Raw genomic sequence first — 19,290 nt, 5'->3', positions numbered from 1 at the left:
CCAGGCACGGCGGCCACCGGTCCACCGGTCAGGCCGCCGTTTTTTCGTTGACGATGCGCACGTCGCGCTGCGGGAAGGGAATCTCGACACCGTGGGCGCGGAAGGACTTCCAGATCGCCAGGTTGATGTCGGAAACGACATTGCCCTTGCCGCCTTCCGGATCCTCGATCCAGAAGCCGAGTTCGAGATTGATGCTGCTGTCGGCAAACTGGGTCAGGAAAACCTTGGGCGGCGGCTCGCTCTGCACGCGCGCCTGCGCCGCGGCCGCCTCGACCATCAGACGCATGGCCAGATCGAGATCACTGTCATAGGCAACCCCGACCGTCGTCGTCAGGCGCAGGCTGCTGTCGGAATAGGTCTGGTTCTGCACGACACTGCCGATCAGCGTTTCATTGGGCACGATGTACTCGGTACCGCCCGGATGCTTGAGCACGGTGTAGCGCGTCGTGATCTGCGTCACCTGGCCACCCTCGCTGCCGACCTGGATGATGTTGCCGAGGCGGATCGAGCGGTCGAGCAGGATGATGAAGCCGGAAACATAGTTGCTGGCAATTTTCTGCAGACCGAAACCGAGCCCGACACCGAGTGCGCCGGTAAATACCGAGAGCGCCGTCATGTCGATGCCGACCAGCGACAGGCTGGAGACAATGGCCAGCACGGTCAGCAGCGCCTTGGCGACGCGGATGCCGACGATGCGCAGGCTGGAGTCCAGCGTATCGATGCGCATCAGGCGGGCTTCGATGATGCCGGCCACCCAGAGGGCGAGAACGACGGTCAGGAAGACCGTGATCAGGCCATGCAGGATCATCCACAGATCGACACGCTGCTTGCCGATTGCGAAATCGACCTGCTCCAGCGCGTCGACCACGTAGGGTGCGAGATCGGTGATGTAGAGCGCCAGCCAGCTCCAGACCACGGCCGCGATGATGCGCTCCCAGGCAGTCAGCCAGGTAGCGCGCGGGAAGGCCTGACGCAGCACGAAGATGACGCTGCGCACCAGGGCCATCGAACCGAGCAGCGGCAAGGCAAGCTTGAGCAGATTGACGTGAAAGAAAGGCTTCAATGCCAGCCGCGCCGCCCCGACCAGGATCATGCCGGTGAGCGGAAAAACCAGGCGCGAACCGGCGTCGCTCAGGCGCCCGGCCCCTTCGGCGTGACGACTGCGCCACCAGTGCGCAATCACGTAGGCAACGACCAGGCAGCCGATCAGCGCGAGCACCTGCCAGATGAAATTGGGCTCGTTGATATCCGACCAAAGATCATTGAACAGCTGCAGCGCCGGGTTTTTCTGCATCATGCTTTCCGGTCGAGAACGGCGGCGAAGAAACCGTCGGTGTTGTGCTGGTTGGGCAAGAGGCGCAGCAGGTCGCCGGAGAACTCGATGCCATGCTTGGCCAGCACGGTCGACGCCGGCGTCAGCGTGAATTCCGGATGCTTCGCCAGGAAGTCCTCGACGATCGCATCGTTTTCAGCGGTCAACAGGCTGCAGGTGGCATAAACCAGACGCCCGCCCGGGCGTACCAGGCGCGCCGCCGAATCGAGGATGGCGGCCTGCTTGACGGTCAGTTCGGCAACCGATTCCTCGCTCTGCCGCCATTTCAGGTCGGGATTGCGGCGCAGGGTGCCGAGGCCGGAACACGGCGCATCGACCAGCACGCGGTCGGCCTTGCCGGACAGGCGCTTGATCTTCTGGTCGCGCTCGTGCTCGATACGGGCCGGATGCACGTTGGACAGGCCAGAGCGCGCCAGGCGCGGCTTGAGCTTGACGAGGCGCTTGTCGGACACGTCGAAGGCGTAGAGACGACCGGTGTTCTTCATCAGCGCGCCGAGCAGCAGCGTCTTGCCGCCGGCGCCGGCGCAGAAATCGACCACCATCTCGCCGCGGCGCGGTTCGAGCAGGTAGCCGAGCAACTGGCTGCCTTCGTCCTGCACTTCGAAAGCGCCTTCGAGGAAGAGCGCATGCTTGGCCAGCGCCGGCTTTTCGCGCAGGCGAATGGCGGTCGGCGAGAGCGGCCCGGCAGCGGCGCCAATGCCTTCTTCGGCAAAGCGGGCGAGCACCGCATCGCGATTGGTCTTCAGCGTATTGACGCGCAGGTCGAGCGGCGCCGGCTGATTCAGCGCGTGCGCCAGCTTTTCCGTTTCCTCGGCGCCGAACTGGGCTTCCAGCTTGTTGTACAGCCAGTCCGGCAGGTCGCAGCGCACCGCCGGCGAAAATTCGCTGTCCGGCATGGCGCGGGCAGTGGCCAGCCATTCTTCCTCGTTGGCACGCAGCACCGGTGCCAGTTCGCGCTGGTTCCAGCCGCGTGTCACGGCGAGCGCGACGAGCAGCAGGTGACGATCCGACAGCTGGCCGGCGCAGCGTGCTTCCAGACTGCGGCCGCGGCGCAGCACGGCGAAGACCGTCTCGGCAACGAAGGCGCGGTCGGCGTGGCCCAGTTCGCGGTGATCGCGGAAGTAGCGCGAGACAACGGCGTCGGCCGGGTGCTCGAAGCGCAACAACTGGCCGATCACAGCTTCGGCGTGGGCAAACAGGGCGGGCGTAAAGCGAGCTTTCATCATTTTCCTAAATCGACGGCCGGCATTCGCCGCACCGGTTCTGAGCGGTCGACGCTCGCCTCACGGTTGAGGCGGTTCGACCTTCATTGCAATTTCTGTAGCGACCTGATCAAAGCTGTCGCCCTTTTTATCCGTAAAGCGAATTTTAACCGGCAAGCGCGAGTCATCGAGCGCAATCCAGATTTCCGTTATGGTTCCACCGGCCACGGCGCGCAAATGCAGGGTAAGGAATTGCCCGGCAGGCACCTCGATCAGCTCTTCACCATGCGAGTCGAGTTCGTAGCGGTCGTACTTGCGACCGGTGACGACACCGATGCTACCGCCCTCCTCCGGGTGCGGCAGGTAGGCCAGCTGGTAGATCAGCGACAGCAGGTCCTGCGTCCCCGGCACGATGTTGGCAACGCCGCCATCGCGACTGAGGCGCACCTGACCGGTCGACCAGTCAAAATCAGCATTTTCCTCGTCACCGCTTTTTTTCCAGGTGCGATAGCTCTCCGGCTGCAGACCGCCGGCAAGCAGCCGGCCGCGGCTTTCCATGTCGACGCGCACCGGCTTGATCAAGGCCACCAGGCCGCTGGTTTCGGTAAAGGCCGTCAGACGGTAATGTCCTTCGCCGTCGAACTCCCAGCGATGCTCGGCGCGCCCGACCTGCATACCGAGCGAGGTCTTGTAGACCGCGTAGCGAATCGCACCACTGGCCGGCAGCAGCGGCTCGGTCGGCAGCGGCGATGTCGACACTTCGGGCGCTTGCTCCTCCGGCGGCGCTTCCTCCACCGGCAAGAGTTCCGGCGCCGGCGCCAGGCTCACGGCATCCGGTGCGGCACGGGTCAGCGGTACTTTCTTGAGCGGCCGCGGCTTTTTTTCGCGCGCCGCTTGCACCGGATCCGGCACGGCGGGCGGCGGCAAGGGCATGCGCAGTTCGGCATGCAGCACCAGCGGCTCCGGCTCGCTGCCAGGCAATTCAAGATCGGTGCCGAACAAGGCCAGGGCGTGCAGCGCCAACGAACCGGCAAATGCGACAACCAGGGCAAAGGGCATTGCGGCTCAGCGAATCTCGGGCGAAATCAGCACACTGCTGTCAGCCAGGGCGGTCGACAGGCGTACACGGCCGTTTTCCAGACGCAGGCGATCTTCGGCAAACCAGCGCACGGCCTGCGGATAGATCTTGTGTTCCTGCACCAGGATGCGGGCGGCGAGGGCATCTTCATCATCCGCATCAAGCACCGGCACGGCAGCCTGGATGATGACCGGGCCGTGATCGAGGGTCGGCGTGACAAAATGCACGGTGCAGCCGTGAATGCGCACGCCCTCCTCCAGCGCCCGCTGGTGCGTGTGCAGGCCAGGAAAGGACGGCAGCAGCGAAGGATGGATATTCATCAGCCGACCTTCGTAATGGCGCACGAAGCCCTCGCTGAGGATGCGCATGAAACCGGCGAGCACAACCAGATCCGGCGCAAAGCCGTCGATGCATTCGGCCAGCGCGGCATCGAAAGCCTCGCGCCCGGCGAATGCCTTGTGGTCGATGTAATGCGTGGCAATACCGGCCTTCATCGCCGTCTCCAGCCCCTTGGCATCCGGCCGGTTGCTGATCACGGCAGCGATGTTGACCGGCAGATTGCCGGCATCGCGGGCGGCGATCAGGGCTTCCATGTTGCTGCCGCGGCCGGAAATCAGGATGACGATATTCTTCATTTCAAAAAACTCACCGGTAAAAAGATCGAGCCGACCACCGTCTGGGTCAGCCGGGATAAATTGCGGCCATTGCGGTCGGCAACGACCTTGGCCATAAAATCGAGAATGCCCATCAGGCGCCCGAACTCGCGCTCGAAGGAAAGATTGCGCCTGGCCGGATCGAGCTCGTTCGACAGCAGATAAGGCTCACCGAGCGAGTTCTTGTCCTGGCTGAGTTTCCAGATCGCCACCTCCATGTTGCGGGCGCAGTTGTAGAGCTTGATCTCGTTCAGGCCGTCGAGGATGTAGAACTCTTCCTTGTGCTCGAAAGCCGCGTCGGCCATGCTGAACAGCCCGAACATCAACGCCGCGACCCGGTCGCCACTGAACGTCTCGCTGAAAGCCAGCGCCGCCGCCGGCCCTTCGCGCGCCCCGGCCAGTTCCGGCCAGCTGCGCTGGTTGCGCAGGCTCAGGCGCTCGAGCGCCGCCTCGCGGCTGGCCAGACCCGCCTTTTTCCATTCCTTGGGATTGCGCTTGTAGAGCTTGTCGGCAATCAGCATCAGGCCGCCCATGACTTCGGCACGCCCGGTATCGGCGATCCGGTCGACCTCGGTTTTGATCAGATATTTGGCGTCGACCGTAGTCTCGGTCCGGCCATCCTTGCCAAGGCGCGTCGAACAGGCCGACAGGCTGAGCACCAGCAGGATGACCAGCCAGCGCATCAGGCTTCCCGGGTTTTCAGGTAACCGATGCCGATCGGCACCAGTGAGGAAACGACGATACCGATGATGATCAGCGACAAATTGGCCTTGACCCAGGCGATATTGCCCAGCCAGTAGCCGGCAGCGCACAACGAAACGACCCAGCCGATGGCGCCGATCAGGTTGAACAGCGTGAATCGGGCATAGGACATCGCACCGATGCCGGCCACGAAGGGCGCAAAGGTCCGGAACAGTGGCAGGAAGCGCGACAGCACCAGCGTTTTGCCGCCATGCTTTTCATAAAAGGCATGCGTCTTGATCAGCGCATTGCGGTTGAAGAAACGCGAGTTCTCCCAGTGGAACACCTTGGGCCCGAAAAAGCGGCCGATCTGGTAATTGAGCATGTTGCCAAGAATCGCGGCCGCCGACAGCACGCCGATCAGCACAAAAATATCCATGCCGCCCTCGCCCAGCGCAGCCAGCGCCCCGGCCACGAACAGCAGCGAATCGCCGGGCAGAAAGGGCGTCACGACAAAACCGGTTTCGGCAAAGACGATGAAAAACAAAATGCCGTAGATCCACAAGCCGTATTGCTGCACCAGCAAGGCCAGATGCTTGTCCAGATGAAGCACGATATCGATGAACTGCGCGAGGAATTCCATGCGGATACGCCGGATGAGGAGAGAGGCTGCGATTTTACCCCAAGGGGGCTTGGGCTGCGGGAGAGCAACGGGAGATGAACTGCGCCACTAAAGGCAATTTCAGCATGCGTCCACCAAACACCCCACGCGCCCGCCGAAAACGGGGGCGACAGGCACCTGTCATTTTGCAAAAAACCCACTGGCCGCTTTGCAAACACTGGCAACCGGAAGCGCTCCGGCTACTGCTAAACTCGACGCAAGTTATTTCGACGTGCCTCACTCACTACATGCCAAGGATGCGAATTGAAATGGTGATTGGCAAGGAAAGCAAATTCGACAAACGGTTTGGTCGACTCATCTGGCTGGGCACCCTGATTGCCAATCTGCTGATTTTCAGTCTGGCCACCCTCGTCATCACCGAAGACCATCAAAGTTCGGTGGATAAGGCGCAGCGATTGACCGAGAACTACGCCAAGATCCTCGAACAGAACATTGCCGGTTTCATCAGACAAATCGACATCACACTCCTGAACGTGATTGACGAAGTTAAGCGCCAGGAACCCTTCGGCGGCATCAAATCAAGCAAGCTTGAAGCCTTCCTGACGCAACAGCAATCACATCTACCAGGCACACTGGGTATACGCATCTCTGATGCCGACGGTGCTGTTTTGTTCGCTGTATCGAATGTCACGATCGCCAAGAGCAACAATGCTGATCGGGATTATTTCCTGCGCCTGCGCAACAACCCTGATAGCGGACTGGTCATTTCCCAACCATTGCTCGGCCGCTTAAGCCAAAAACCGGCAATCATTCTGGCGCGGCGCATCAACAACCCGGATGGCTCCTTCGCTGGTGCAGCCTATATTTCGGTGCCCATCGCCTACTTCCTTAACCTGTTCTCCAAGCTCGACCTGGGAAACCAGGGAAACTCCGGCTTATGGAACAGAAGCCAGTTGATCGCGCGCTTCAGCAAGGCCGACCCAGTCGGAGCCCAAACAGGCTCGACATCCCCTTCTCCACAATTACGGGGGCTTCTGGAGTCTGACCTGCGAGAAAGCAGTTATCACGCAACATCGGGCATCGACAGCATTAGCCGCATTTATCGCTTCCAAAAAATAGAGCCGCACGAACTGTTTCTGGTTGTCGGCCTGGCCGACGAAGACTACCTGGCGGAATGGCGTGACCATTCCTTGAAAATTCTTGGACTGGTAGCGCTGTTCTCGATTGCGACCCTGTTTTTTGCCCGCCAGGCTTATGTTAGCTGGCAAAGACGTGAACTCGCCCAACACAAGCTGAACGAGTTGAATGCAGCACTCGCCGCGCGCAGCCTGGAAGCAGAAGATGCTCGCCAGAAAATCGAACTGATCTTGGCGTCTGTCGGCGAAGGTATCTGCGGTGTCGACACGGAAGGCAATATCATATTCATCAACCAAACAGCCCGCGAACTGCTGGGCTGGAAGGAAGGTGAAGGAATCGGCTGCAACCTGCACGCGTTGACGCACCACCATTACGCCAATGGGCAGGAATTCCCCTCCGCACAATGCCCGATAACGGCGACCATGCTTGATGCCGAGCAACGACACATCAAGGATGACTGCTACTGGCGCCGCGATGGCTCGTCTTTTCTGGTCGAATATACCGTTTCAGCCCTGCTTCAGGATGGAAAAGTCAGCGGAGCAGTCAATGTCTTTCGCGACATCACCGAGCGCAAGAAAGGTGAAATTGAGCTTGAGGCCTACCGGCATGATCTTGAAACCCTGGTCGAGGAACGCACAACCGCACTCAACGAGATTGAAGCCAAAGCCAGCCACTTGCTTGAATCGAGTGCCGGCGGCCTCTACGGCATTGACCGCGGCGGACTGATCACCTTCATTAACCCGGCTGCTTGCAGCATGCTCGGATACACCTCGGAACAAGTCATCGGGCAATCAGCGCATGCGCTTTTCCATCACAGCCGGGGCGATGGCACGTTCTATCCGGCATCTGAATGCCCGAGCTACCGTGCATTGCAGCAGGGTCAGCAAATTCGCGTCGACAACGAAGTTTATTGGCACTCTGACGGGCATGGCATCGCAGTCATTTATGCGACCCATCCGATGATCAAGAACGGCGAAATCACCGGTGCGGTAACCAGTTTCGTAGACATCAGCGAACAGCGGGCCGCCAGCGAAGCGCGTGAGCGTGCACTGCTTGCGGCAGAAAACCTGGCAAGGATACGCAGTGAATTCCTGGCCAACATGAGCCACGAAATCCGCACACCGCTCAATGGCGTTCTGGGATTTGCCGACATCGGCCTGCGCAATTGCCACAATCCCGAAAAAGCTCTGAATGCCTTCCAGAAAATCATTTCCTCAGGAAAGCGGCTACTGGGTGTCATTAACGACATTCTCGACTTTTCAAAGATCGAGGCGGGCAAGCTAAAAATCGAGCAGACAGAGGTCTGCTTGAGTGATATCACCCATCAAACAATCGAAATTCTTGCCGACCGCATCCAGGCCAAGAATCTCGCCTTGCAACTCGAAGTTGCGCCTGATTTGCCAGCCATTTGCATCAGCGATCCGCTACGGATAGGCCAGGTCCTCCTCAACATCCTGTCAAATGCTGTCAAATTCACTGAATCGGGGCGTATCACCGTATCGGTTTCCCGGACAAACGATGAAATTCACTTCACGGTAAGCGATACCGGAATCGGGATGAGCGAGGCGCAACTAGTCGAGTTGTTCAGCGCTTTCCATCAAGCCGATGCTTCTGCATCGCGACGCTTTGGCGGAACCGGCTTGGGTTTGGCGATCAGCAAGCGAATTCTCGAACTGATGGGGGGCCGGATCAGCGTCGAAAGCCATTTGGGATCAGGCAGCACTTTTTCCTTTTCAATACCGCTGATCCTTCCTGTCGCACCGCCAATGGAAAGCTCTCAAAAGAGAGCAGATTCATCACGGGAAGGCAAAGCACTGGCCGGCATTTCCGTCCTGGTTGCCGAGGATGAACCGGTCAACCGGGCCATACTCGAAGACTGCCTGATCGAAGAAGGCGCACAGGTTGTTCTGGTCACCAACGGCAAGGAGGCCTTCGAGCAGATTCGCCAGGATGGCGGCAGCACTTACGACATCGTGCTGATGGATTTACAGATGCCCGAGATGGACGGTTACGAAGCAACGCGACACATCCTAGCATTAGTCCCGGACTTGCCAATTATTGCCCAAACGGCGCACGCCTTTGAGGAGGAGCGCGACAAGTGCATTGCTGCAGGCATGGTTGGACACATTGCCAAACCGATTATTGCCGATGATCTGGTTCGTGTTATTCGCCAACATCTCCGGCACCAATAAGTACCCCGATGTCAAACAGGCTGCAATCCCCGCCACAATGACCAACCACTGCCCTGACAAACTGCCACAACACAAAGCGTCACCACTGGCAAACTCAAACCAGTTGCTCGTCGTCGTGGCACAGGACTGGACGTGCACAACCGGCAAATTGCAGCGCTTTGCACGGCAAAGTCTATGTTCGGACTGGCAAGCGATTGGCGCATGCATCCCGGTCAGCCTCGGGCGTAGCGGGCTGGCCTGGGGAATTGGCCTGCATGGCGCGGTCGACCGTCCGGGACCGCGCAAGCGGGAAGGCGATGGCTGCGCGCCGGCCGGCATTTTCGCGATCAGCGAACTGTTCGGTGCGGCCAGCGCCGACAGCGCCTTCGCCAACGCCGCCCGCCTGCCCTACCGCGCGGCGAGCGCTGATCTCAAATGCGTGGACGACCCGGCCTCGGCGCATTACAACCGCTTCGTCGATCTCGCCACAGCCCCGCAGCGCGACTGGCATTCGCACGAAGACATGCTGCGCACCGATGCCCGCTACACAATCGGCGCCGTGATCGCCCACAACAGCCCCGCACCGCTCGCCGGGGCCGGCTCCTGCATCTTCCTGCACGTCTGGCAGGCGCCCGGCGTGCCGACGGCTGGCTGCACGGCCGGCGCACTGGCCGAGATCACGGAAATCTGCACCTGGCTGGATGGCGCCGCCATGCCGCTGCTCGTCCAGTTGCCAGAAGCAGAATACGCGCATTTCCGCGCCGTCTGGGCGCTGCCCTGAGGCGCTTGCGATGACAGCCGGCGGCCGGACCGCTAGACTGCGTGCTTTCCATTTCCCGGCCGGCCGCATTCCCCCGGAATAAGGCCGCAAAGAACGTGCTCAATCGCGTCTGGATTTCCTTCATTCTGGTCGGCTTCGCTGCGGCGCTGCTGCAATTGCTGCAGGGCGACCTGGATGTCTTTGCGCGCGTCCTCGCCGGCCTGTTCGACAGCGCCCGGACCGGCTTCGAAGTCTCGCTCGGTCTGGTCGGCGTCATGAGCCTGTGGCTGGGCATCATGAAAATCGGCGAGCGTGGCGGCCTGATCCAGCTCTTCGGCCGACTCATCGCACCGCTGTTCCGCCGCATCTTCCCCGACATCCCGCCCGGCCACCCGGCCAGCGGCAGCATCGTCATGAATGTCTCGGCCAACATCCTCGGCCTCGACAACGCGGCGACCCCGCTCGGCCTCAAGGCCATGCGCGAGCTGCAGGAAATCAATCCGCAGAAAGATACCGCCAGCAACCCGATGATCATGTTCCTGGTGCTCAACACGGCCGGCATCACGCTGATCCCGACCTCGGTGATCGCCATCCGCCAGAGCCTGGCGCTCAAGCAGGGACTGGTCGGTTTCAACGCCGCCGACATTTTCCTGCCGACACTGCTCGCCACCTTCATCTCCTTCTGCGCCGGGCTGATCGCCGTTGCACTGTGGCAGCGCATCAATCTTTTCTGCCGCCCCGTGCTCGTCTTCTTCGCCGCCTTCGCGGCCCTGCTCGGCGGCCTCTACGCCTGGCTGGGCGGCCTGCCGCCCGAGGCCATGGCGCAGGCCATCGGCCTGCTCGGCAGCGGCATCATCGTGTCGATTATCGTGCTCTTCGTCGCAGTCGCCGCCTGGCAGGGCATCGACGCCTACGAGAGTTTCGTCGACGGCGCCAAGGAGGGCTTCGGCGTCGCCGTACAGATCATTCCCTACCTGATCGCCATGCTCGTCGCCATCTCGGTCTTTCGCAGCACCGGCTGCATGGACTACCTGATCGGCGGCATCCGCAGCCTGGTCCTGGCGTTCGGCCTCAATGCCGACTTTGTCCCGGCCCTGCCGGTCGGCCTGATGAAGACGCTGTCCGGCAGCGGTGCGCGCGGCCTGATGGTGGACGTCATGACGACCTACGGCGTCGACTCATTCCCGGGCAAACTCGCCGCCATCATCCAGGGCTCGACCGAAACCACCTTCTACGTGCTCGCCGTCTACTTCGGCAGCGTCGGCATCACGAAAACCCGCTACGCACTGGCCTGCGGGCTGATTGCGGATGCGGTCGGGCTGGTCGGGGCGGTGCTGATTGGTTATGCGTTTTATCACTGAAAAATCGCGAAACCCAAAAGCCGCCGCAAATGCGCTGGGATGCGAAGAAAGCGTAAAGGGAACCGAATCCAATCGAGAAACCGTCATTGCGAGCGTAGCAAAGCAATCCAGTGGCTTGATTTTTGAATACTTCTGGATTGCCTAAAATGCGGCAAATCGCACCCCTTCGACCATCCAGAAGAATCTGGACTGAAGCAACACACTTGGCACAACCGCATTACGCTCTTCCTGTCGGCGAGAGTCGAACCTGAATGGTGGGTGCAACGCTTACCCGGCGCAGGGCAACCTCCCACTGCTTGCTATTGATCCGATCATTGTACTCGTAGGGAATTTCAACCGAGTCTTTGCCGGCCACGAAGGCCCGGCGATAGCTGCAAACCGCCTGTTTGCGCCCGTCAAGGATCACGAAATCATAGGGGCCACTCCACCCTGAATCCAGCACAAAGCTCAACTGATTGAGGCGAAACCCCCCCAATGCATTCTTGCCATTTGCCGCTGCATTGGGCGCGTCAAAGGCCACGATGTTTGGCCCGGAATGAATGCTGTCATGCTCAAGCACGTAGTCCCGGATGCGCGGCCAAATCGATTCCGCGAGAAAATGCTGATCCGCGTGCGTAGGATGCAGATTCCCTTGACCAAGGAAGGCTTCGACCAAACTCCGAATGTCACCCAAGAAAGGCGCATGAGCCCCCCACAAGCCGGCCAGGATCAGGTCGACATGCGAGTACCAGTCGCGGAGAACATGAAACGGCTTGCCGCTCGTCAGCCACACCGATACCAACGCGCTTTCTCTGATCGAGACAACAGAATCCGCATCCCTGAAAATCACCTTCTCCGTGTGCGGAAAGAGCAGGGCGGCAAACCGCCAAAATGTACCCGGCCAATGGGCAATTCCCCACTCACTTGGCGTTGTAAGGTGAGCTCCTGCTGCCTCCAGCCGTTGAAGAACGGAAGTCGGCACCGTGTTGTCGTGGAAGACCCACATTTCCCAGCCAGGGTAAAGCTGTCCCATGGCCTGCGCGTTCAGGATGGCGGTCTCACAATAGCCCGGTTCGCTGCCAAACAACGAGAAGGAAACGATCCGTCGAGACAACCCCGCCATCCTGACGGTAGTCTTGTCTGCATGGGCTAATGCCGCACTGCCTTTGATGCCAGATTCCTTGAACTTACCTTTCCGGGCAAGCTCAGTCGCACTGATCGCCTCGCTGGGGGTAAGGCGGGGGGGGGGATTCATATCGTGGAGCAACGAAGTTGATGAATTCCACAATAGTACTACTTTGGATTTGGCTTTCTACCCCAAATGACGGTTGATTCGTGCATCAGCACTGGCCAGAACCGCGCCACCCGACGTCACTCCTGGCCGCTTCCGGCCGGATGACCAATTGCTGACGTTCCTCAAGGAATTATAAGGACTGAAGCGCTGGACTATGCCGAGTTGCCTACGTGCATCCGCCCTGGAACGACCACCGGCAGCACGCTTTCGAGCGTGCATGTGATTACAGTCGGCATAGTCTGGAACTCCGAATAGTGGCGACGACCATGATTTATACCCATGTATTGAAGATTGGCGGCCGTGGAATGCACAGTCCGATGGATTCGTTACCTGAGATTTGAGCACTTCAACGCGTCGCGTATATTTCGTGATTACAAGGTACGGGCAAAATTTCCACGCAAATGTCAGCTATGGAGCGATTTCTTGGATGACCGGTTGTGGCCGATTGCCACCTCATGCCTGTCAGCTGATCAGCGAGATGACTTTCCCCTGCCTGATGTACTAGATTTGGCGGACAACGGACCAGAAACTCCGCAGCATCCCTCTTGCGTCTCGACAGTGGATTTTTTCGTTATCCACAAGCCGGTAACAGCCAATCTGGGATAATCGCCGCCATGCCGACCATTGCCCGCCTCCCCGACCTCCTAATCAGCCAGATTGCCGCTGGCGAAGTCGTTGAACGTCCCGCCTCGGTTCTCAAGGAACTGCTCGAAAACAGCCTCGACGCCGGCAGCAAGGCGATCCAGGTGCATCTGGAGGAAGGCGGCGTCAAGCTGATCCGCATTACCGACGACGGTTGCGGCATAGCGAAGGATGAACTGGCGCTGGCCCTGACCCGGCATGCGACCTCGAAGATCGTTTCGCTCGACGACCTGGAATGCGTCAATACCCTGGGTTTTCGCGGCGAGGCGCTGGCCTCGGTGGCGTCGGTCGCCCGCCTGGCGATTTCCAGCCGCGAACGCGGCGCCGGCCATGCCTGGAAATTGCGCGGCGAGCCGGGTGCCGAGCCCGAGCCGGCGGCGCTGATGGCCGGCACCGTGGTCGAGATGCGCGACCTGTATTACAACACCCCGGCCCGCCGCAAATTCCTGAAGGCCGAGGGCACCGAGTTCGCTCATTGCGCCGATGCCGTGCGCCGCCTGGCGCTGACCCGGCCCGATGTCGCTTTCAGCCTCTCGCACAACGGGCGCAGCCTGTTCCAGCTGGCGCCGGCCGACAGCGCGCGACGCATCGCCGACATTCTCGGCGACGACTTCCTTGCCGCAGCCCGTACGGTCGACGCCGCCGGCGGGCCGATTTCCATCAGCGGTTTCGCGATCGATCCGACCCGTGCCAGCGACGCCAAGGACGGCCAGTACGTCTTTGTGAACGGCCGCTTCGTGCGCGACAAGATCATCGGCCACGCGTTGCGCGAGGCCTACCGCGACGTGCTGCACGGCAGCCGCCAGCCGGCCGTCTGCCTGTTCGTGAACATCGATCCGGCACTGGTCGACGTCAATGTGCATCCGGCCAAGACCGAGGTGCGTTTCCGCGATTCGCGCGCCATGCACCAGTTCGTCTTCCACGCCATCCAGCGCACGCTGGCCGCGCCGGTGCAGGCCGAAGCGACGCCGCCGCTGGTCGAGCGGCAGTATTCCGTAGCGGTCGACGCGGCAAAAACGGCCAATTTCACGCCGCCGAATTATCCGCCGCCGCTGCGCCACCAGACCTCGCTCGGCGTTGCCGAACCTGCCGCCGCGGCCTATCTCGCTTTCGCCAAGGCAACGCAGAACATCGGCCAGAATCAGCACACCGCGGCCACCCCGGCGACGACGCCGCATTTTGCCCCTTCGCCAACGGTCGACCGGTCCACGGGCGAGATTTCCCAGGGCAACGACGGCCCGCCGCTCGGCTACGCGCTGGCGCAACTGCACGGCATCTACATCCTGGCCCAGAACGCGCGCGGCCTGGTGCTGGTCGACATGCACGCGGCGCACGAACGCATCCTCTACGAAAAGCTGAAAACCGCTTTCGACAACCGCCAGATCGCCACCCAGGCACTGTTGATTCCGGCCGTTTTCTCGGCCGACGCGCTCGATATCGCCGCCGTCGAGGAACATGCCGAAGCGCTCGCCGATCTCGGTTTCGCCATTGCCCCGCTCGGCCCCAACCAGTTGGGCGTGCGCAGCGTCCCCGCGCTGCTGCAATCGGGCGACCCGGCGGCGCTGGCGCGTTCGCTGATCGCCGAATTGCGCGAGCACGGCATTACCCAGCTCGCCACCGCGCGGCGCAACGAACTGCTCGCCACCATGGCCTGCCACGGCGCGGTGCGCGCCCGGCGCCAGCTGGCGCTACCCGAGATGAACGCCCTGCTGCGCCAGATGGAGGAAACCGAGCGCGCCGGCCAGTGCAACCACGGCCGACCGACATGGACGGAACTTGCGCTGGATCAACTTGACACACTGTTTCTGCGCGGACAATAAGCGCCTTTTTATCGCCAATGACCCACATGGAGCGCGAAAACCCCGCAACGCCACCATTGGCGAAAAACTGCGCAGAAATCTGGCGCAGTGTCGCGATTATCGCGCTCGGCCTGATCGCACTGGCCACCTATGTCGGTCTCGGCCTGATCGGCCTGAAACAATCTTACGACCGCGAGAACGAATTTGCCCGGCGTGGCCAGGAAAACCTCGCCAAGGTACTCGAAAGCCATGCCCGCAGCAGCATTGACAAGATCGACACAGTATTGCTTGCCAGCCAGCAACGGCTGAACAGCGCCTTCGCCGGCGAGGCGATGGACGCCAGCGCGATCAACGCTTCGCTGGCCCGCTACCTGGCTCTGATTGACGAGTCGCAAAGCCTGCGCATCGCCGACCGCACTGGCAAATTCATCTATGACGCCTCGGGCGAGATTTCCACGGCCAGCATCGCGGACCGCAATTATTTCCTGCACAACAAGGCCGACAACAGCGGCCGCCTGGTCATTTCCGAACCGCTTTTCGCACGCATCACCGACAACTGGGTAATCACACTGAGCCGGCGCCTCAACGACCGGAACGGGGAATTCGCCGGCCTCATCCAGGCGGCCGTGCGCGCCGAGCATTTCCAGACCTTCTACGCCAGCCTCAATCTCGGCCCCAACCACAGCGTCACGCTGATCGACGACCAACTGCGCCTGATCGCCCGCTATCCGGCCGCCCCCGACAAGCTCGGCAAGGTCATCGAAAGCGAGACGCTACGTAAGCTGGTCGCCGGCGGTCACGGCCAGGGCGGCCTGTACACCACGCACTCCGGCGTCGACGGCGTCGAACGCCTGTACGCGCTGCGCAAGGTCGGCGATTACCCGCTCTACGTGCTGATCGGGCACGCCACCGACGACTACCTCGCCAACTGGTACCAGCAGGTCATCTGGGGGGTGATCAGCACGGTCATCCTGAGCCTCGTTCTGGCGGGCTGGATTGCCGTCTGGTTGCGCACCTACGGCAATGCCCGCCGTCTCGCACAAGGCATGGCACGCGCCTACGAAACCACCTTGCGGCGCACCCGCGCCCTGCTCGACAGCCTGCCCGACCCGGCCTGGCTGAGCGATCGCCAGCAGCGCATGATTGCCGTCAACGAAGCCTACTGCTCGGTGAGCGGACGCACGGAAGGCGAAATCCTTGGCCGGACTGCCGACGAGATCTGGCCCGAAGAAGCCGCCATCGCCCTCGTCGAGCAGGATGCCGAAGCCATGCACAGCCGCCTGCAGCAACGCCGCGAGGGCAGCCAGCTGGTCGCCGACGGCAGCGAGCGCCACTTCGAGTACATCTCGACCCCGGTGCTTGACGAGGAAGGCCGTCTGGCCGGCGTGGCCGGCGTCGCGCGCGACATCACGCAACTGCATGACAACCAGGAACGCATCCGCCACCTCGCCGAACATGACATTCTGACCGACCTGCCCAACCGCGCCATGCTCGGCGAACACCTGTCGCAGGCGCTGGCCGACGTGCTCGGCGAGCAGGCCCAACTAGCCCTGCTCTTCCTCGATCTCGACCAGTTCAAATACATCAACGACACGCTCGGCCACGACACCGGCGACCAGTTGCTGCTGCAGGTCGCCCAGCGCATGCGCGACTGCCTGGACGGACGCGACACGATCAGCCGCCAGGGCGGCGACGAGTTCGCCGTCCTGCTGCAGGGCTTCCACAACCTGTCGCGCGTCGCGATCATCGCGCAGCGCCTGATCAACGGCATCAATCAGCCCTTCCTGGTAAATGGTCAGGAACTGCGGGTCGGCGCCAGCATCGGCATCAGCATCTACCCGCAGGATGGCTCCGACATCGGCGGCCTGCTCAAGAACGCCGATACGGCGATGTACCAGGCCAAGGCAGCCGGCGGCAACGCCTACCGCTTCTTCACGCCGGAAATGAATGCGCGCATCTCCGAGCGCGTCACGCTGGAAAACAGCCTGCGCCGCGCCGTGGACAACCAGGAATTCCGCCTGCATTACCAGCCCCAGGTCGATGGCAGCAGCGGCCGCCTGATCGGCATGGAAGCCCTGATCCGCTGGCAGCATCCCGAACTTGGCGAGATCCAGCCGGTGCGCTTCATTCCGGTTGCCGAGGAAAGCAACCTGATCAACGCCATCGGCGAATGGGTGCTGCACGAAGCCTGCCGCCAGAATGCCGAATGGATTCGGCAAGGCATCACACCGGTCGTCGTTGCCGTCAATCTGTCGGCCGTGCAATTGCGCCAGGCCAGCCTGGCCGAGCAGGTCGCCGGCGTACTTGCCGAAACCGGCCTCGATCCGTGCTGGCTGGAACTGGAAATCACCGAAAGCGCCTTCATTCGCGACACCGAACGCATCATCGAAACCCTGGCGCGCCTGAAAAAGCTCGGCGTCAAGCTATCGGTCGACGACTTCGGCACCGGCTATTCCAGCCTCGGCTACCTGAAGCGCCTGCCCTTCGACCGGATCAAGATCGACCAGTCCTTCGTCCGCGACCTGCCGCACAATGAAGACGATGTCGCCATCACGCGGGCGATCATCGGCATTGCCGAGAGCCTGCGCAAGGAAGTCATTGCCGAGGGCGTCGAACAGGAAGAACAGCGCCGCTTCCTGCTCGCCGAAGGCTGCGAACTGATGCAGGGCTACCATTTTGGCCGGCCGATGCCGGCTGACGCCATGACCGAGTTGCTGCGCCGGGACGCGCCGCTCGGCTGACCAAGCTTGACGAAGTTTGACCGAGTTTGACCGGCCGGTCCGGCCAGGGAAAAACCGGCTAGCATAGCGGCTGTCCGTCGCTCGCCGTCGACGCCTTCCACCCAGCCTCACGCATGGAACCCGCCCCGGCATGGAACACGATATCTCCCTGATTACCACCCTGGCCGCCGGTTTCGGCGTCGCGCTGATCCTCGGCTTCATCGCCGAACGCATCAAGCTGCCGGCCCTGGTCGGCTACCTCGTCGCCGGCATCATCATCGGCCCGGCGACACCGGGCTTCGTTGCCGATATCCACACCGCCTCGCAACTCGCCGAAGTCGGCGTAATGCTGCTGATGTTCGGTGTCGGCCTGCATTTTTCGCTCGACGACCTGCTCGCCGTCAAGCGCATCGCGTTGCCCGGCGCCGTCGTCCAGATGAGTCTGGCGACGCTGCTCGGCATGGGCATCGCCTGGGGCTGGGGCTGGAGTCTCGGTGCCGGGCTGATCTTCGGCCTGTCGCTGTCCTGCGCCAGCACCGTCGTCCTGCTCAAGGCGCTCGAAGCGCGCGGCATCCTCGATTCGATGAACGGCCGTATCGCGGTCGGCTGGCTGGTCGTCGAAGACCTCGCCACCGTCCTCATCCTCGTCCTGCTGCCGCCGCTCGCCGGCGTGCTCGGCGGCGACGCCGGGGCCGGCGACGGCGCACCGCTCTGGCAGACCATAGGCCAGACCCTGCTCCAGGTTTCCGCCTTCATCGCCCTGATGCTCATCGTCGGCCGCCGCGTGCTGCCCTGGCTGCTCTGGCAGGTGGCGCGCACCGGTTCGCGCGAATTATTCACGCTGGCCGTGATCGCCGTCGCGATCGGCATCGCCTACGGCGCCTCGGCGCTCTTCCATGTCTCCTTTGCGCTCGGCGCCTTCTTCGCCGGCATGGTCATGCGCGAATCGGAATTCAGCCACCGCGCCGCCGAGGAATCGCTGCCGCTGCGCGATGCCTTCTCGGTGCTCTTCTTCGTGTCGGTCGGCATGCTCTTCGTGCCCAACGTGCTGCTCGAGCAGCCGCTGCAGGTGCTGGCCGTCGTCGCCATCATCGTGATCGGCAAATCGCTGGCCGCGATGGCGCTGGTCCTGGTCTTCCGCTACCCGCTCAACACGGCACTGACGGTGGCCGCGAGCCTGGCGCAGATCGGCGAATTCTCCTTCATCCTCGCGGCGCTGGGCATTTCGCTGAAACTGATGCCGGCCGAAGGCATGAGCCTGATCCTGGCCGGGGCGCTGATTTCGATCGCCCTCAATCCGCTCGTCTTTGCCGTCGTCAAGCCGCTCGGCCGCTGGGTCATCGCCTGCTCGGCGCTGGCCCGCCGCCTGGAAAGCCGCGACGATCCCTATGCCGAACTGCCGATGAGCACCGAACGCAAATTCCTTGAGGGCCAGATCGTGCTGATCGGCTTCGGCCGCGTCGGCAAGCGCATCGCCGCCAGCCTCGACGAGCGCGGCATTCCTTACGTCATCGTCGAACAAAACCGCGAACAGGTCGAAGGCCTGCGGAAACAGGGTTATGCCGCGGTTTCCGGCAATGCCGCCGAACCGGCCGTGCTGATCCAGGCGCATATCGCGCATGCCGCGATGCTCGTCGTCGCCGCGCCGGACACGCTCAACATCCGACAGATGGTGGACACCGCGCGCACGTTGAACCCGGCGATCGAGATCGTGCTGCGCACGCACAGCGAAGAGGAATCACGCCTGCTACGCACGGAAAACCTGGGCACCGTGTTTTTCGGCGAGGAAGAACTGGCGCGCGGCATGAGCCGGCACGTCCTGCAACGCTTTGCGCCGGCCGCCGGGCACGACTGATCC

The 19,290-nt window shown here is 61.9% G+C and carries 13 protein-coding genes; 6 read left to right on the top strand and 7 right to left on the bottom strand.

The genetic code is table 11. The features are described 5' to 3' along the window. Positions 1-28: 28 nt before the first annotated feature. Genes KI612_RS05920 through KI612_RS05895 form a run of 6 tightly spaced genes read right to left on the bottom strand, consistent with a single transcriptional unit; the run spans position 29 to position 5,590 of the window. Positions 29-1,297: a mechanosensitive ion channel family protein gene (locus tag KI612_RS05920; protein WP_226442893.1), complete on the bottom strand. Its 1,269-nt coding sequence runs from the start codon at positions 1,295-1,297 to the stop codon at positions 29-31. Continuing rightward, a complete protein-coding gene (locus KI612_RS05915; RefSeq protein ID WP_226442892.1) occupies positions 1,294-2,556 on the bottom strand; it encodes an RsmB/NOP family class I SAM-dependent RNA methyltransferase in 1,263 nt (420 codons plus the stop codon). The genes KI612_RS05920 and KI612_RS05915 overlap by 4 nt, the downstream gene beginning before the upstream one ends. Before the next feature lie 60 nt (positions 2,557-2,616). Then, entirely contained in the window at positions 2,617-3,594 is a 978-nt protein-coding gene (locus tag KI612_RS05910; RefSeq protein WP_226442891.1) for a DUF3108 domain-containing protein, read from the bottom strand. A gap of 6 nt (positions 3,595-3,600) precedes the next feature. Beyond that, positions 3,601-4,248, bottom strand: a complete 648-nt coding sequence (gene purN / locus KI612_RS05905) for a phosphoribosylglycinamide formyltransferase (protein ID WP_226442890.1) — start codon at positions 4,246-4,248, stop codon at positions 3,601-3,603. After that, positions 4,245-4,949, bottom strand: a complete 705-nt coding sequence (locus KI612_RS05900; RefSeq protein ID WP_226442889.1) for a hypothetical protein — start codon at positions 4,947-4,949, stop codon at positions 4,245-4,247. The genes purN and KI612_RS05900 overlap by 4 nt, the downstream gene beginning before the upstream one ends. Further along, a complete protein-coding gene (locus KI612_RS05895; RefSeq protein ID WP_226442888.1) occupies positions 4,949-5,590 on the bottom strand; it encodes a DedA family protein in 642 nt (213 codons plus the stop codon). Before KI612_RS05895 ends, KI612_RS05900 begins: the two co-directional genes overlap by 1 nt. Before the next feature lie 74 nt (positions 5,591-5,664). Here KI612_RS05895 and KI612_RS05890 point away from each other — a divergent pair, with 74 nt between their 5' ends. From KI612_RS05890 to KI612_RS05880, 3 genes are all read left to right on the top strand, one after another. Then, on the top strand, positions 5,665-8,898 hold the full coding sequence (locus KI612_RS05890) for an ATP-binding protein (RefSeq protein ID WP_226442887.1): 3,234 nt from the start codon (positions 5,665-5,667) through the stop codon (positions 8,896-8,898). 37 nt (positions 8,899-8,935) lie between these two features. Beyond that, the gene (locus KI612_RS05885; protein WP_226442886.1) at positions 8,936-9,658 is read left to right on the top strand and encodes a L,D-transpeptidase family protein; all 723 of its coding nucleotides are present in this window, start codon (positions 8,936-8,938) and stop codon (positions 9,656-9,658) included. Positions 9,659-9,753: 95 nt separating this feature from the next. Continuing rightward, entirely contained in the window at positions 9,754-10,998 is a 1,245-nt protein-coding gene (locus KI612_RS05880; protein ID WP_226442885.1) for a nucleoside recognition domain-containing protein, read from the top strand. Between the two features lie 217 nt (positions 10,999-11,215). On the opposite strand, the gene KI612_RS05875 is transcribed toward KI612_RS05880, so the two are convergent. Continuing rightward, positions 11,216-12,232, bottom strand: a complete 1,017-nt coding sequence (locus tag KI612_RS05875; protein WP_226442884.1) for a hypothetical protein — start codon at positions 12,230-12,232, stop codon at positions 11,216-11,218. A gap of 653 nt (positions 12,233-12,885) precedes the next feature. Between KI612_RS05875 and mutL the strand changes: the two genes are divergently transcribed. From mutL to ybaL, 3 genes are all read left to right on the top strand, one after another. Further along, complete coding sequence (gene mutL, locus KI612_RS05870; protein ID WP_226442883.1) at positions 12,886-14,733, top strand: DNA mismatch repair endonuclease MutL; 1,848 nt, start codon at positions 12,886-12,888, stop codon at positions 14,731-14,733. Positions 14,734-14,759: 26 nt separating this feature from the next. After that, positions 14,760-17,453: a bifunctional diguanylate cyclase/phosphodiesterase gene (locus tag KI612_RS05865; RefSeq protein WP_226442882.1), complete on the top strand. Its 2,694-nt coding sequence runs from the start codon at positions 14,760-14,762 to the stop codon at positions 17,451-17,453. Between the two features lie 130 nt (positions 17,454-17,583). Then, positions 17,584-19,287 carry a YbaL family putative K(+) efflux transporter gene (gene ybaL, locus KI612_RS05860; protein WP_226442881.1) on the top strand — a complete coding sequence of 568 codons (1,704 nt, stop codon included), beginning with the start codon at positions 17,584-17,586 and terminating at the stop codon, positions 19,285-19,287. The last annotated feature ends 3 nt before the right edge of the window (positions 19,288-19,290 follow it).

Source organism: Quatrionicoccus australiensis (assembly GCF_020510525.1).
GTDB classification, from domain to species: domain Bacteria; phylum Pseudomonadota; class Gammaproteobacteria; order Burkholderiales; family Rhodocyclaceae; genus Azonexus; species Azonexus australiensis_B.
Note: the sequence above shows the minus strand (reverse complement) of the source record. Positions and strands in the feature narration are given on the sequence as shown.